Raw genomic sequence first — 14,811 nt, forward strand, 5'->3', positions numbered from 1 at the left:
GCTCCTGCCCGCCGGCTGCCCCGTGTTCGCCGGCCGCGCGGGTCAGCTCGGCAAGTGCGGCCTCGACCGCCGCCGGATCCCGGTCGGCCCGCAGCTGTTCGAGCTTGGCCAGCTGCTCGGCGCGCACCCGGCTGTTCTCGACCTTGAGCACCTCGATCTCGTGGTCCTCTTCGACCTGGTACTTGTTCACCCCGATCACCGGCTGCGCGCCGGAGTCGATGCGGGCCTGCGTGCGGGCGGCCGCCTCCTCGATGCGCAGCTTCGGTATGCCGTCGTCGATGGCCTGAGCCATGCCGCCGTGCTCGGCCACCTCACGGATGTGGGCGCGGGCCTTCTCGGCGAGCTGATGGGTCAGCCACTCGACGTAGTACGAGCCGCCCCACGGGTCGATCGGGCGGGTGGTGCCGGACTCCTGCTGCAGCACCAGCTGGGTGTTGCGGGCGATGCGCGCGGAGAAGTCGGTGGGCAGCGCCAGCGCCTCGTCGAGGGCGTTGGTGTGCAGCGACTGGGTGTGGCCCTGCGTCGCGGCCATCGCCTCGATGCACGTGCGGGCAACGTTGTTGAACGCGTCCTGCGCGGTCAGCGACCAGCCGGAGGTCTGCGAATGCGTGCGCAGCGAGAGCGACTTCTCGTTGCGCGGCTCGAACTGTGAGACCAGCTCGCTCCACAGCAGCCGGCCGGCCCGCAGCTTGGCGACCTCCATGAAGAAGTTCATGCCGATGCCCCAGAAGAAGGACAGCCGGGGCGCGAACTTGTCGATCGACAGCCCGGCGTCGAGTCCGGCCTTGATGTATTCCACCCCGTCGGCGAGCGTGTAGGCGAGCTCGAGATCGGCTGTGGCCCCGGCCTCCTGGATGTGGTAGCCGGAGATCGAGATCGAGTTGTACTTCGGCATCCTGGTGCTGGTGTAGCCGAAGATGTCGGAGATGATCCGCATCGACGCCTTGGGCGGATAGATGTAGGTGTTGCGGACCATGAACTCTTTGAGGATGTCGTTCTGGATGGTCCCCGCCAGCTTCTCCGGCGGCACCCCCTGCTCCTCCGCGGCGGCGACGTACAGCGCCAGGATCGGCAGCACCGCGCCGTTCATCGTCATCGACACCGAGACCTGTGACAGGTCGATGCCGTCGAACAGCTGGCGCATGTCGAGGATGGAATCGATGGCGACACCGGCCATTCCGACGTCGCCCTGCACGCGCGGGTGGTCGGAGTCGTACCCGCGGTGGGTGGCCAGGTCGAAGGCCACCGACAGGCCCTTCTGGCCGGCGGCGAGGTTGCGCCGGTAGAACGCGTTGGATTCCGCGGCGGTGGAGAAGCCGGCGTACTGACGGATGGTCCACGGCTGGTTGACGTACATCGTCGGATACGGGCCGCGGACGAACGGGGCGGCGCCGGGGAACGAGTTGAGCGGATATCCCGCGGCGACGGCCTCGTCGCGGTCGGCCGCGATGTAGACCGGCTTGACCTCGATGCCCTCCGGTGTCAGCCAGTCGAGTTGCTCCGGGGCGTAGCCGTGCGCGGCGGCGGCCGCGCCGACGTGCTCCTCGACTGCCGCGGCGGTGGGCTCCTCGCCGCTGCGCTCACCGCGCAACGGCAGGTCCGCGAAGCTGCCGACGTTCGTGGTCGCAGTCATGTTCAGGCCCCCAATCTGCCGAGCAGGTCCGACAATGCGCCGACCGCATCGATTTTCGCGGTGAGGAAGTCGTCGGGTTTCGGGTCCGCCTCCGCGACGGCCTTCTCCGGCCCGGCCAGGTAGACCCGTGAGATCCCGGCGTCGTGGGCAGCGCTCACCACACCCGCCGCCTCCGCGGCGTTGCGGCCGTCGGTGCCGCAGATCACCGCGATGTCCGGCGTCCCCGCATCGGCGACGGCGCGGGCCACCCCGGCGGCGTCCAGCGGACCGGGATTGACAGCCTCGATGCCGCCGGAGGCCAGCAGGTTCACCGCGAACGTCGCGCGGATGTTGTGTTCGGCCAGCGGACCGATCGGCAGCAGCAGCACCTTCGGCCGCGCGCCGGTGCGGTCGAGGAACGCGTCGGAACGGTCGCGCAGCTTCTCGAACCCGGCGGCGTAGGGAGCCACGGCGGCGAACGAATCACTTTGTGGCAGCGGCGGTTCGGCGAGGTTCGGATACTCGTTGACGCCGGTGACCGCGGTGCGCCGGTGCGCGATGTCGTCCTGGCGGCGGGCCGCCACCTCAGCGATGCCTGCGGTGACGACGCCGCGGGCGGCGGCGAACCCGCCGCCCGCCTCGATCTCCTGGAAGTGCCGCCACGCCTGTTCGGCCAGCTGCTCGGTGAGGTCTTCGACGAACCACGATCCGCCTGCGGGGTCGAGCACGCGGCCCAGATGCGACTCCTCGAGAAGCAGCAGTTGGGTGTTGCGGGCGATCCGGCGGGCGAAGCTGCGCGACGTCCCGGGGAAGCCTTCGGGGATCGCGACGTCGAAGGGCTGCACCAGCACCGTGTCGGCGCCGCCCACCCCGGCCGAGAACGCCGCCAGTGTGGTGCGCAACATGTTCACCCAGGGGTCGCGGCGGGTCATCATCGGCAGCGAGGTGACCACGTGCACGGTCGCGTCGCCGGCGTCGGGCGCACCCACCACCTCCGCGACCCGGGCCCACAGCCGGCGGGCGGCGCGCAACTTGGCGATCGTCATGAACTGGTCGTCGTCGGCGGCGTAGCGGAAGCTGATCTGCGCCACGGCGTCCGGCACAGCGGCACCCGCATCGCCCAGGAGCCGCAGATAGTCGACGCCGGCGGCCACCGCGCCTGCGAGCTCCCACGACACGTTGGCGCCGAGGTTGTGCAGGGCGGGACCGTCGACGGTGATCGCACGAACGCCGCCGTCGAACTCCGTCAGGCCCGCCGCCGTGGTGACCACGTCGGCCACCTCGGGCGAGGGCCGCCCGCTCAGCGCCGCCGTCAGCGGGTCGGCGCCAAGATCGATCGACAGCCGGCTCCGCTGGTCGGCGTCGAGGCCGCCGAGCAGCGGCACGATGGCTGCGGCGGCAGCGGTGAACTCGGCGCCGGCGTCGAGGATCACCGGAACCAGGTCGAGGAAGACGCCGTCGAGCAGCCGGTCCAGTTCCGCGGCGGCGATCCCGTCGGGGCCGCCGATCCGCAGCGCCAGCGCGCTGACCCCTTCGGTGAGGGCCACCAGCACCGACCCGTTCACCTCGCCGACCGCGGCGGGCGCGGCGGGGAACGCCTCGGCGACCCGCCAGCCCGCCTTGACGTCACGCCGCGCGTCGGCGCCACGAACGAACGGCCACCGGCCGGGAAGCGGATGCTCGGGCTGTGCATCGTCGCCGGTGTAGAGCGCGCGGATGACGAAGTCCTCGTAGGTGGGCGAATCGAGCAGCCGTTCCGGTTCGGCGGGCAGGTCCGCGGGATCGCGCCGGGTGCTCTTGGCAAGCACCCCGGCGACCGCGGTGCGCCACTGCTCGCGGTCGGCTTCGACCGCACTCGACCCCTGCACGGACACCGGCATCTCCTGTTGTCGCAGCGTGTGAGCTTCCACCCGTCCATCAGGCTAAATGATCGCCGTCACGGTGATGCGCCCCGGTCGGCCGGTTCGGCAGGCGCGCCGAGCGCCGGCCGTCGGTGCCGGCCCGTAGTCTGGAGAATCGTGAACCCCGTCGTCAGCACCGTGCGCCGACTGCGCGCCGCGCTGATCGCGACGGCCGCGCAGGTGCCTCCGCGCCGCTTCCTGGCCGTCGTGCTGGGAAGTGTGATTCTCGTCGCAGCCGCGCTCGTCGTCCCGCTGCCGACCGCGGTGCAACTGCGGGACTGGGCCACCTCCGTCGGGCCGTGGTTCCCGCTGGCGTTCCTGACCGCCCACATCGTGCTCACGATCCTGCCGTTCCCACGCACGGCATTCACGCTCGCCGCGGGACTGCTCTTCGGCCCGGCGCTCGGCGTCACGCTGGCCGTGGTGGCCAGCACCGTCAGCGCGGTGATCGCGCTGCTGCTGGTGCGCGCGGCGGGGCTGCAGCTCAACCGGCTGTTCCCGCATCCGCGGGTGGACGCCCTGGACACCAGGCTGCGGCTGCGTGGCTGGCCGGTGGTGATGTCGATGCGGATGATCCCGGCGGTGCCGTTCTCGGTGCTCAACTACGCCGCGGGCGCATCGACGGTCCGGGTGTGGCCCTACACGTGGGCGACGCTGGCCGGGCTGCTGCCCGGCACCGCCGCGGTGGTGATCCTCGGCGACGCGCTCACCGGGCGCGTCGATCCCCTGCTGGTGGCGGTGTCGGTGGTCACGGCGGCCATCGGGATGGTCGGGCTGCTCTACGAGGTGCGCCAGCACCGCACACCCACCGCCGAGGACCTGCCCGACGACGTGGCCGAGGACGAGGCGAGCGTCGAAGCGACCCCCACCGCGCGCTGACGCTCAGCGGCGGTCGTCGACCCGTCGCGGACCGCGGACGGCCATCACGGTGTGCAGCAGCAGGAACGTGGCCGCGGGCAGCGTGTTGACCGCCTTGTCCCGGATCCGCAGGTGCGCCCCGACCGCGAGGACGAAGTAGACCGCCAGCATCGCGCTGGTCAGCCGCGCCAGCCAGGGGTAGCGGGGCGCCGAGAGCAGCCCCACCACCGAGGCCGCCTTGGCGGTCGGCAACACCCACCGGATCCAGTCCGGCACGCCGTAGCTGTCGAGCGCCTTCGCGATCGGTGGCAACGGGATGCCACACGCCACTGCGTCGCCGGCCTGGAAGGCAGCGAGGGCCACGTAGGTACGCGGCGCGGTCAGCGTGTCGGCGATCACTCCGGGCTACCGGCGTGCCGGCCGAACGTCGGCGGCAGCGAGTCCTGCTGCTGCTGGGACAGCGGCGGGTACTGCATCGGCTCGGGCTCCGGCGGCGCCGACGGAATAGCGGACTGCACCGGCGTGCGGGCCTCGGCCTCGGCCTTCGCCACGGCCCGCACGATCTCGGGGTCGGTCTGGGTGGTGAACCACTCCGCGACCTCGTCGGTGTCGTCCTCGGGTTTGGGCAGGTTCTCCTCCACCGGCGACGGCTGATAGCGGAAGACGCCGTCCTCTCCCGGCGCGCCGAGCATCTTGGTGAAGCCCTGCAGCGCCGCGCCGAAGTCGCTGGGCACCAGCCACACCTTGTTCGCCTCGCCCTTGGCCATCTGCGGCAGCGTCTGCAGGTACTGGTAGGCCAGCATCTCGGGGGTGGGCCTGCCGGCCTTGATGGCGGCGAACGTTTTCTCGATCGCCTTCGCCTGGCCCTGGGCGACCAGGTACTGGGCCGCCCGTTCGCCCTGGGCGCGCAGCATTCGCGACTGCCGGTCGGCCTCGGCCGCGAGCACGGCGGCCTGCTTGGCTCCCTCGGCGGCGAGGATCTGCGCCTGCTTCTGGCCCTCGGCCTGCATGATCGCCGCCGCGCGGCTGCCCTCGGCGGTCAGAATCATCGCGCGCTTCTCCCGGTCGGCGCGCATCTGCTTCTCCATCGAGTCCTGGATGGACGGCGGCGGGTCGATGGATCGCAGCTCGACCCGGGCGACGCGCAGGCCCCAGCGGCCGGTCGCCTCGTCCAGCACTCCGCGCAGCTGTCCGTTGATCTTGTCGCGTGAGGTGAGCGTCTGCTCAAGCGTCATTCCGCCGACCACGTTGCGCAGCGTCGTGGTGGTCAGCTGCTCGACGCCGACGATGTAGTTGCTGATCTGGTAGACCGCGGCCTGTGGATTGGTCACCTGGAAGTACACGACGGTGTCGATGTTGACCGTCAGGTTGTCCTCGGTGATCACCGGCTGCGGCGGGAAGGACACCACGCGCTCGCGCAGGTCCACCCGGGCGCGGATCTTGTCGATGAACGGGATGAGCAGCGTGAGCTGGCCGGAGACGGTCTTGCTGTAGCGACCGAGGCGTTCGATCACCGCCGCCTCGGCCTGCGGGATCAGCGCCACCGACTTGGCGACGACGATCGCCGCGAACACGACCAGCACGATCAGAAAGACGAGGCCGGCTACGGCACCATCCATGACGAGTCCCTCCTGCTTAGGGGTTCTTCCAGACGACGGCGGTGGCGCCGTCGATGTGCATGACGGTGACGTTGTCGCCCGGCTCGTACACATCGTTGTCGTTCAGCGGGCGGGCCGTCCAGACCTCGCCCTCGAGTTTCACCTGACCTTCGTGGCGTGCCACCCGGTCGAGCACCAGCGCCTGCTTGCCCTCGAGCGCCTTCGCGGGTTCGGGCAACCCCTTGCCTGCGGACAAGCGGCGGCGCAGCGCCGGCCGGACCGACGCCAGGAGCAGCACCGACACCACCAGGAACACCGCGCCGTCGGCCCAGATCGGCCAGTCCAGCAGCCAGCTCGAGCCGGCGGCGGCGAGCGCCCCGCCCGCGAGCATCAGCAGGAACAGGTCGCCGGTCAGCGCCTCGGCCCCGGCCAGCACCAGGGCCAGGATCACCCAGATCAACGGAAGGGGCACGCGGTCACCCTATCGCGTAACCGACCCGCACAGCGCTGAACAATTACACTGCGAGCATCATGTGGTGTCCCAGTGCAACGCTCGCGGCGTGGGCCAACGCCTGGCTCTCAGGTGCCGCCGCGCCCGACGATGTCCTCGACTCGCTATCCCTTTGGGCGCCAAGGCATTCGGTGACCGCTTACGATTCGGTCGCGGCGGGTGCCACCGGCCTGCCGTGGCCGGACCTCAACGATTCGGGTGCGGTCTCGCTGCTGCAGACGCTGCGCACCGCCGCGGGCCCGGCGCGCACCGGCCCGGCGCTCGGAATCGCGCTGCCGGTGCCCGGCGACGTGCGCGGGCTGCCCGCGGGCACCCAGTTCCAGCGTGACGCCGTCACCTCCGGCGAGGCGGTGCTGGTCACCGATTCTCGGGACCCCTCCGCGGTGGTGGGGCTGGTGCCGGAATTCGAATACGACGAGGGCTTCGACGATTCGGACTTCGATCCCGAACCGACCGCGCTGGCCTGGACGGTGTACTCGGTGCCCGGCGCGCCCGGCTCCGAGTACGTCGAGCTCGGCGAGGCCGAGTTCGCGTTGCGTTCGGCCGTGCGTTCGGCGGCCGACGCCCTGGGTGCGCTGCGCGCGGGCGCGGCGGGGGCCGACGTCGACGACCCCCGCGGACTGGTCGAGGACGTGCTGGAGTCCTCGCGGGTGCACCGGGCGCCCGACCACGCACCGCCGCGGGCACTTCGGGTGCTGGAGAACGCCGCGCACGTCGACGCGATCATCACCGTCAGCTCCGGCCTGATGCCGATCGGGCTGCAGACGTCGTCGGAGGTGCAGATCGCCAGCGACGCGCTGCGGCCGTTGGGTCAGGTGGTCCGGCGGGCGCGCGTCGCCGCGCTCAGCGCGATCCTCTACTCGGCGTGGTGACGATGGTCGCCAGACACCGCGGCGACACCGGGCAGACCTCACCGTTGACGCTGTGACCACAGCCCGGCGCGGGATCCGGTCCCGACTGCCGGACGGGATCGGCGCCGGTGCGCAGTTCGTCGATGAGATCGGCCGCCAGCCGGGCGAATCGGCGGTCGGCGTTGGGCGTCGTCGTGCGCGCCAGCACGACGCCCGCCTCGTCGGCCTGTTCGCGCAGCTCGTTGTCGAGATCCCACACCACCTCGATGTGGTCGGCGACGAAGCCGATCGGGCAGACGATCACGGCCCTGGTGCCCGCCTCGACCAGCGTCGCCAGGTGGTCGCCGACATCGGGCTCCAGCCAAGGGATCTGCGGCGGGCCGGATCGCGACTGCCAGACCAGGTCGTAGCCGGCGCCGTCACCGTAGCCCGCGGCGGCCGCCACGAGCCGCGCCGCGTAGGCGACCTGCCTGCTGTACAGATTCGGGCCGTGCCGGTCATCGGCGGCGACGGGGATGGAGTGCGCGGTGAACACCAGCCGGGCGTCGTCACGCAGCTCGGGTGCCAGCGTGGCGGCCGCGGCCGCGATCGCGTCGGCGAACATCTCGACGAACAGCGGGTGGTCGAAGTAGTGGCGCAGCTTGACCAGCTCGGGAGCCTGCTCACCGGCGGCCGCGCGGCCGCGGGCGACGTCCTCGATGTACTGGGTGCAGCTCGAGTACCCGCCCCACGCAGAGGTGGTGAACACCGCGGCGCGGCGAACTCCGTTGTCCCGCATGGCCGTCACGGTGTCCTCGACGTAGGGCTCCCAGTTGCGGTTACCGAAGTAGACCGGCAGCGGGTTGCCGCGCTCGGCCAGCTCGGTGCGCAACACCTCGATCAGCCTGCGGTTGATGCCGTTGATCGGGGACACGCCGCCGAAGTGCTGGTAGTGCTCGGCGACGGCGTCGAGGCGCTCGGGCGGGATGCCACGGCCACGGGTGACGTTCTCCAGGAAGGGCCGGACCTGCTCGGGACCCTCCGGTCCGCCGAAGGACAGCAGCAGGACGGCGTCGAAATCCACGAGCTGTGTCACCCCGGCTACAGCAGCTGGGTGCTGGCGCCACCGTCGGCGTAGACGATGGTGCCGGTGGTGGCGGGCAGCCAGTCCGACAGCAGTGCGCAGACCGTCTTCGCCACAGGCGTCGGGTCTTTCATGTTCCAGCCCAGCGGCGCCCGCTGATCCCAGCCCTCCTCGAGCAGCTGCATCTGGGCGCCGGCTTCGTCACCGAGGGCGCCGCCGACGATGGCACTCATGGCCAGCGTCCGGATCGGACCGGCGGCAACGAGATTCGACCGAACCCCGAAGGGGCCCGCCTCACGCGCGACGAACCGGTTCACCGATTCCAGTGCGCTCTTGGCGACCGTCATCCAGTTGTAGGCGGGCATCGCACGGGTCGGGTCGAAGTCCATGCCCACGATCCCGCCGCCGGAATTCATCACCGGCAGAACCGCTTTGGCGAGCGAGGCGTAGGAGTAGGCCGAGATGTGGATGCCCTTGGCGACGTCCTCGTAGGGCGCGTCGAAGAACGGGTTGACGCCCATGCCGGTCTGCGGCATGAAGCCGATCGAGTGCACCACGCCGTCGAGCTTGTTGCCGTCGCCGATGACCTCGGTGATCCGGTCGGCGAGCGTGTCGAGGTGCTTCTCGTCCTGCACGTCGAGTTCGAGCAGCGGCGGCTTGACCGGCAGCCGGTCGAGGATGCGCTCGATCAGCCGCAGGCGGTTGAAGCCGGTGCAGACGACCTCCGCGCCGGCCTCCTGCGCCACCTTAGCGATGTGGAACGCGATGGACGAGTCGGTGATGATCCCCGTGACGAGGATGCGCTTGCCTTCGAGCAGACCTGTCATTGTGCTGACTCCTTCTTCAAAGTTCGTGGTGGGCGGGGCCGGTGGCTCAGTGGCCCATGCCCATTCCGCCGTCGACCGGGATCACCGCACCGGCGATGTAGCCCGCGTCCTCGGACGCCAGGAAGCTGACCGCGCCTGCGACGTCCTCGGCCGTGCCGACCCGCTTCGCCGGGATGAACTGCAGCGCCCCCTCCTGGATCCGCTCGTCCAGCGCGCGGGTCATCTCGGTGTCGATGTAGCCGGGTGCGACCACGTTCGCGGTGACGCCAGCCTTGGACAGTTCGCGGGAGATCGAGCGCGCCATCCCGATCAGGCCCGCCTTGGCCGCCGCGTAGTTGGCCTGGTTGCCGATCCCCCACATGCCCGACACCGAACCGATGAAGATGATCCGGCCGAAGCGTTTGCGCTGCATGCTGCGCGAGGCGCGCTGCGCCACCCGAAACGCCCCGGTGAGGTTCGCGTTGATGACGTTCTCGAAGCGCTCCTCAGTCATCCGCATCAGGAACGCGTCCTGGGAGATGCCGGCATTGGAGACCAGCACCTCGACCGGGCCCTGGTGCTCCTCGACCTCTTTGAACGCGCGGTCGACGGCCTCGTTGTCGGTGACATCACAGACGACGCCGAACAGGCCCTCGGGGGCGCCGGAGCCGCGGTGGGTCACGGCCACCTTGTGGCCGTCGGCGGCCAGCCGCTGCGCGATGGCCAGTCCGATGCCGCGGTTACCGCCGGTGACCAGCACCGAACGCGAGACGAAGGAGGGGCGGCCCACGGCGGCCTCGGCGCCGGCCTGCGCGGAATTGTCGGTCACAGTCATGACGGCCAACTTAACGCCTCGCCGTCACCAGCCAGAAATCGCCCGAAGGCGTCACACGGACGCACCGCGGCGCCTAGTTCGGCAGTCGGCGGTTGATCAGCAGCGCCGCCAGTGCCGCCACGGCCAGCAGCAGCGCGCCCAGACGCAGCCAGCCGACACTGGCGTCGCCCTTGATCGTCTCGTAGCCGATCTGCTGCTGCAGGTTGGTGTAGACCTCGCGCAGCTGTTCGAGCGTCGAGGCGGTGTAGGCCTCCCCGCCGGACAGGTCGGCGATCCGCTCGAGCATCTCGTCGTCGACCGGGACCGGCTGGCGCTGCTCGTTGATCTCCACGTAGCCGTAGGGGGTGCCGAAGGAGATCGTCGAGATCGGGACGCCCTGGTCCTTAGCGGTGCGCGCCGCGGTGAAGGCGCCCTTGGGGTTGTCCGGGTTCGACGGCACGGTCTCTTTGCCGTCGGAGAACAGCACGATGCGGGCCGGTGGCGCTTCGTCACCACCGCCGATCACCGCGCCGACAGTGGCGATCGCCTGCAGCGCGGTGAAGATGCCCTCACCGGTCGCCGTGCGGTCGGCGAGCTGCAGCTTGTCGATGGCGTTCTTGGTGGCGTCGCGATTGGTGGTCGGCGACACCAGCACCGTCGCGGTGCCGGCGTAGGCGATGAGGCCGAGGTTGATCCCGGGGGTGAGCTCGTCGGCGAACTGCTTGGACGCCTCCTGCGCGGCCGCGAGCCGGCTGGGCGCCACGTCGGTGGCGCGCATCGACTGCGAGACGTCGATCACCAGCATCACCACCGCGCGGTTGCGCGGTATCCGGACGTCCTGGGTGGGACCGGCCATCGCGACGGTGAGCAGCGTCAGCGACAGGATCAGCAGGATCGCGGGCAGGTGCCGCATCCGGCTGGGTCGCGTGGGCGCCACGCTCTCCAGCAGCTCCATGTTGGCGAAGCGCAGGATCCGCTTCTGCCGCGCCGCCTGCACGATGATGTAGAGCGCGACGAGCCCGAGCACCACCAGCAGGAACGCGAAGAACCACGGATGTTTGAAGTCCGAGAGCGTCATCGGACCCAGGAGCGGCAAAGTCATGTACGGCTTGTCATTTCGTCGTCATCACCGGCCCGCCAACGCGCCGCGTCGCCGGTTTGCGACGAAGCGAACCACGTCGGCGATCCAGTCCCGGTCGGTGCGCAGGGTGAGCAGCGGTGCGTTGCAGCGCCGCAGCGTGCGGGCGACCTCGGCGCGGTGCGCCGCCGCGGCCTGCTCGAAGTCACCGCGCAGCTGGTGGTCGATGGTGAATTCGCGGGTGACGCCGGTCTCGGTGTCCTGCAGGATCACGTCGCCCACCTCGGGCAGCTCGACGTCGCGCGGGTCGAGCACCTCGATGCCGAGCACCTCGTGACGGCCCGCGATGGCCCGCAGCGGCCGCATCCAGTCGATCGGGCCGAGGAAGTCGCTGATGATCACGGCCATCCCCCGCCGCCGTTCCGGACGGCGCAGCGCGTCGATCGAGGCGGCCAGGTCGCCGCGCACACCGACCGGCGCCCGCGGCGTGGTCGCGATCGCTCGCAGCAGTTCCTGCTCGTGGATGCGGCCCGAGAGGGCGGGCACCCGGCGCACGGTGTCGCCGTTGGAGATGACGGCGCCGAGCCGATTGCCGCCGCCGCTGTTGAGGAACGAGATGGCGGCCGCGGCGGCGACGGCGAGGTCGCGCTTCTCGCACCGGGCCGTGCCGAAATCGAGGCTGGCGGACATGTCCACCACCAGCCAGGTCTCCAGCTCACGGTCGGCGATCATCTGCCGGACGTGCGGGGCATTGGTGCGGGCGGTCACCGACCAGTCCATCCGCCGCACGTCGTCGCCGGGCTGGTAGATCCGCGATTCGCCCGGCTCCGAGCCGGGTCCGGGGATCAACCCGAGGTGGTCGCCGTGCAGCACCCCGTCGAGCTTGCGCCGGACGGTCAGTTCGAGCTTGCGCAGTGCCGCCGACAGCGCGGGGTCGCGGATCTGGCCCCGCTGCAGGGACGGCGGGTCGACCGAACGGCCTTCGTCGCCGGTCACCGACCGCTGGCCGCTGCGGCGGGTACGGCAGTCGGCACCGAATGGCCCTGCTGCGGAATGGCATTCACCTGGGGCAGCGCCACGGTCTGCATGATGCGGTTGATCACCGTCTCGGCAGAGACCTCGTCGGCGAGCGCGTCGTAGGTCAGCACGAGGCGGTGCCGCAGCACGTCGGGGATGACCTCGACGACGTCCTGCGGGACGACGTAGTCGCGACCCCGGATCAGCGCAAGCGCCCGGGATGCGGCGATGATGCCCAGCGAGGCGCGCGGCGAGGCGCCGTAGGCGATCCAGGCCTTGGCGTCGGGCATGCCGAACTTATCCGGCTCACGGGTGGCCGTGACGATCCGCACGACGTAGTCGACCAGCGCGTGGTGCACGAAGGTGTTGGCGGCCACGTCCTGCAGCCGGATGAGGTCACCGGGGTTGAGGATCTGCTTGGGCTCCGGGGGCTTCACACCCATCCGGTAGATGATCTCGCGCTCTTCCTCGGGCGTGGGGTAGTCGATGTTCAGCTTGAACAGGAACCGGTCGCGCTGCGCCTCGGGCAGTGCGTAGACGCCCTCCTGCTCGATGGGGTTCTGCGTGGCCATCACCAGGAACGGGTTGGGCAGCGGGAACGTCTTGCCGCCGATGGAGATCTTGCGCTCGGCCATCACCTCGAGCAGGGCGGACTGCACCTTGGCGGGTGCGCGGTTGATCTCGTCGGCCAGCAGGAAGTTCACCACGACGGGGCCGAGTTCGATGTCGAACTCCTCTTTGCCGACGCGGTAGATCCGGGTGCCGACGATGTCGGTGGGCACCAGGTCGGGGGTGAACTGGATGCGCGCGAAGGTGCCGCCGACGACCTTGGCGAAGGTCTCCACCGCGAGGGTCTTGGCGACGCCGGGAACACCCTCGAGCAGCACGTGACCCTTGGCGAGCAGACCGACGAGCATCCGCTCGACGAGCCGGTCCTGACCGACGATGATCCGCTTGACCTCGAAGATGGCCCGTTCCAGCGTGTGCACCTCGCCCTGGAGACCGCCGTTGTGTCCGGGCGGCGCGGGGGGCTGGGTTCCGGTCGGGGCGGGAGCGTAACCCTGGGCCGGGGCCGAGCCGGGGTGCGCTCCGGCGCCCTGCGGCGGACCACTCGGTGACGTCATCAAGATCCTCCCAATGTGCTTTCTGGTCACGACGCCGTTCTCACTGCGTCAACACGCATTCTGCCGGGCCGGTCAGGTGCCCGCCGTCAACTATTCCAGGCAGTCAGGAATCCGTCGACGTCGCCCACGATGCCTCAGGCTGCCCTCAGGTTGCGCTCAGTACTCGATGATCCGTGTCGCATATGGTTGCAGACCAGCGGTGCGTAAGGGATTGACACTCACCTTGCCCTTACTGCTCGCCGCCTCCAGGAGTTGGCCGTTTCCGAGATATATCGCGACGTGTTGTGTGCCGCCGGGCCCCCAGAACAACAGGTCGCCACGTCTGGCCTGCGCGACGGGCACCTTGCGGCCGGTGTCGTACTGGTCGCCGGAGTACTTCGGGATCAGCACGCCAACCCCGGCGAACGAGAACTGGGTGAATCCCGAGCAGTCGTAGCCGACGGTGTTCGCTCCGGAGTCGATGCCGCGGCTGGGGCCGTCGGGCTTGCCACCGCCCCACGAGTAGGGCACGCCCATCTGGGACGCGCCGCGGCGGATGACGTACTCGACGGCCTGGGGGCCGCGCACCACGCCGGGCGCGACACCGGCGGGTACGGCGTCCTTCGGCGCCAATCCGATGTTCTGCAGGAATTTCCTGCCGAGGCCCATGGTGACCTCGGTGGCCTGCGCGGTGGCCGCTAGCGACGCGTTGGCGATGGCGAGCGGGTCACCGGGCGCGCCGGCGCTGATCAGCTTGGGCAGCGTGGGATCCCACTGGCCGTCGTCGGGCGCGGCGGCGGCGGGCACCGCGAGCCCGAACGCCAGCGCGATCGCCGCGACGCATAAGCCGAGGCCCTTTGCGCAGCCGAAAGTTTGGCGGAAGAACAAAATCACTCGGTTCACCATTCGATGAGTCGAGTCACGAAAGGTGTCATGCCACTGGTTCGCACCGGCGAGATCTTGACGACCGAACCCGTGTAGGGCGCCTCGAGCATCGTTCCGTCGCCGAGGTATACGGCGATATGTTGGCTCGCGTCGGGACCGTATGGGATGAGATCACCGCGCCTCATCTGGGCCGATGGAACCTTGCGTCCGGCGTTGTATTGCGATCCCGAGTAGTGGTCGAGTTTTATGCCGACGCCGGCGAACATGTAGAGGATGAGTCCGGAACAGTCGAACCCGACCGTGTTTGCCCCGGAATCGATTCCGCGGCTCGGCCCCGCAGCGTTGCCGCCGCCCCACGAGTAAGGCACCCCCAGCTGAGACATGCCTCGCCTGATCGCCAATTCGACGGCTTGAGGACCGTAGACTCGCGGAATTGCGCCGTTCGTGTAACCGGTCGGTGTTGGCAGCAGGCCCAGCTTCTGCAGGAAGCCGCGGCCCATCTGCTGAGTCACCTGGCCCGACGTCGCCGCGATGCCGAGGACGGCGTTGATGATCGCGATCGGGTCGCCGCTGACGAACGCGCTGGGGATCGCCGGCAGGGTCGGATCCCATGCGGTGTCCCAGTTCGCGCCTCCGGGTGCCGCCGCTGCGGCGCGGTCCCAGTTGCCCGCGGGATCGGCGTTCCGGGCGAGCGGCGCGGGCGTGCCCGCGGGC

General features: G+C 70.1%; 15 protein-coding genes. 2 read left to right on the forward strand and 13 right to left on the reverse strand.

Annotation, left to right across the window (positions count from 1 at the left end; translation table 11 throughout):
- Both scpA and mutA read right to left on the reverse strand, forming a co-directional pair.
- The coding region (gene scpA, locus Q2100_RS17235; protein WP_302915055.1) for a methylmalonyl-CoA mutase at positions 1–1,633 on the reverse strand (1,633 nt) is incomplete at its 3' end.
- 2 nt (positions 1,634–1,635) lie between these two features.
- On the reverse strand, positions 1,636–3,492 hold the full coding sequence (gene mutA / locus Q2100_RS17240; RefSeq protein ID WP_302915066.1) for a methylmalonyl-CoA mutase small subunit: 1,857 nt from the start codon (positions 3,490–3,492) through the stop codon (positions 1,636–1,638).
- A gap of 138 nt (positions 3,493–3,630) precedes the next feature.
- On the opposite strand from mutA, the gene Q2100_RS17245 reads away from it, so the two are divergent.
- Positions 3,631–4,392 carry a TVP38/TMEM64 family protein gene (locus Q2100_RS17245; protein WP_302915056.1) on the forward strand — a complete coding sequence of 254 codons (762 nt, stop codon included), beginning with the start codon at positions 3,631–3,633 and terminating at the stop codon, positions 4,390–4,392.
- A 3-nt stretch (positions 4,393–4,395) separates the two neighbouring features.
- Here the strand turns inward: Q2100_RS17245 and Q2100_RS17250 are convergent, their stop codons facing one another.
- The 3 genes from Q2100_RS17250 to Q2100_RS17260 are packed head-to-tail and all read right to left on the reverse strand — an operon-like array spanning position 4,396 to position 6,441.
- Positions 4,396–4,755, reverse strand: coding sequence for a DoxX family protein (locus tag Q2100_RS17250; RefSeq protein WP_302915067.1), 360 nt, complete (start codon positions 4,753–4,755; stop codon positions 4,396–4,398).
- Positions 4,756–4,766: 11 nt separating this feature from the next.
- Positions 4,767–5,990 carry an SPFH domain-containing protein gene (locus Q2100_RS17255; RefSeq protein ID WP_302915057.1) on the reverse strand — a complete coding sequence of 408 codons (1,224 nt, stop codon included), beginning with the start codon at positions 5,988–5,990 and terminating at the stop codon, positions 4,767–4,769.
- Positions 5,991–6,006: 16 nt separating this feature from the next.
- Positions 6,007–6,441, reverse strand: coding sequence for an NfeD family protein (locus Q2100_RS17260; RefSeq protein ID WP_264013861.1), 435 nt, complete (start codon positions 6,439–6,441; stop codon positions 6,007–6,009).
- A 59-nt stretch (positions 6,442–6,500) separates the two neighbouring features.
- Here Q2100_RS17260 and Q2100_RS17265 point away from each other — a divergent pair, with 59 nt between their 5' ends.
- Positions 6,501–7,352, forward strand: a complete 852-nt coding sequence (locus Q2100_RS17265; protein WP_302915058.1) for an Rv1486c family protein — start codon at positions 6,501–6,503, stop codon at positions 7,350–7,352.
- Here the strand turns inward: Q2100_RS17265 and Q2100_RS17270 are convergent.
- From Q2100_RS17270 to Q2100_RS17305, 8 genes are all read right to left on the reverse strand, one after another.
- Positions 7,324–8,394, reverse strand: a complete 1,071-nt coding sequence (locus tag Q2100_RS17270) for a ferrochelatase (protein ID WP_302915068.1) — start codon at positions 8,392–8,394, stop codon at positions 7,324–7,326. The two genes, Q2100_RS17265 and Q2100_RS17270, sit on opposite strands and share 29 nt — an antisense overlap.
- A 17-nt stretch (positions 8,395–8,411) precedes the next feature.
- Positions 8,412–9,221, reverse strand: coding sequence for an NADH-dependent enoyl-ACP reductase InhA (inhA, locus tag Q2100_RS17275; RefSeq protein ID WP_302915059.1), 810 nt, complete (start codon positions 9,219–9,221; stop codon positions 8,412–8,414).
- Between the two features lie 46 nt (positions 9,222–9,267).
- Entirely contained in the window at positions 9,268–10,035 is a 768-nt protein-coding gene (fabG1, locus tag Q2100_RS17280) for a 3-oxoacyl-ACP reductase FabG1 (protein WP_302915060.1), read from the reverse strand.
- 73 nt (positions 10,036–10,108) lie between these two features.
- Positions 10,109–11,116 (reverse strand): VWA domain-containing protein, encoded by a 1,008-nt coding sequence (locus tag Q2100_RS17285; RefSeq protein WP_302915061.1) that lies wholly within the window; start codon positions 11,114–11,116, stop codon positions 10,109–10,111.
- Between the two features lie 24 nt (positions 11,117–11,140).
- Entirely contained in the window at positions 11,141–12,088 is a 948-nt protein-coding gene (locus tag Q2100_RS17290; protein WP_302915062.1) for a DUF58 domain-containing protein, read from the reverse strand.
- Complete coding sequence (gene moxR1 / locus Q2100_RS17295) at positions 12,085–13,233, reverse strand: chaperone MoxR1 (protein WP_302915063.1); 1,149 nt, start codon at positions 13,231–13,233, stop codon at positions 12,085–12,087. Before moxR1 ends, Q2100_RS17290 begins: the two co-directional genes overlap by 4 nt.
- Before the next feature lie 156 nt (positions 13,234–13,389).
- Positions 13,390–14,118 (reverse strand): NlpC/P60 family peptidoglycan endopeptidase RipB, encoded by a 729-nt coding sequence (gene ripB, locus Q2100_RS17300; RefSeq protein WP_302915064.1) that lies wholly within the window; start codon positions 14,116–14,118, stop codon positions 13,390–13,392.
- On the reverse strand, positions 14,112–14,811 hold a 700-nt coding region (locus tag Q2100_RS17305), incomplete at its 5' end, for an NlpC/P60 family protein (protein ID WP_302915065.1). The genes ripB and Q2100_RS17305, both read right to left, overlap by 7 nt.

It is taken from the genome of Mycolicibacterium arseniciresistens (assembly GCF_030519285.1).
Taxonomy (GTDB): Bacteria; Actinomycetota; Actinomycetes; order Mycobacteriales; family Mycobacteriaceae; genus Mycobacterium; species Mycobacterium arseniciresistens.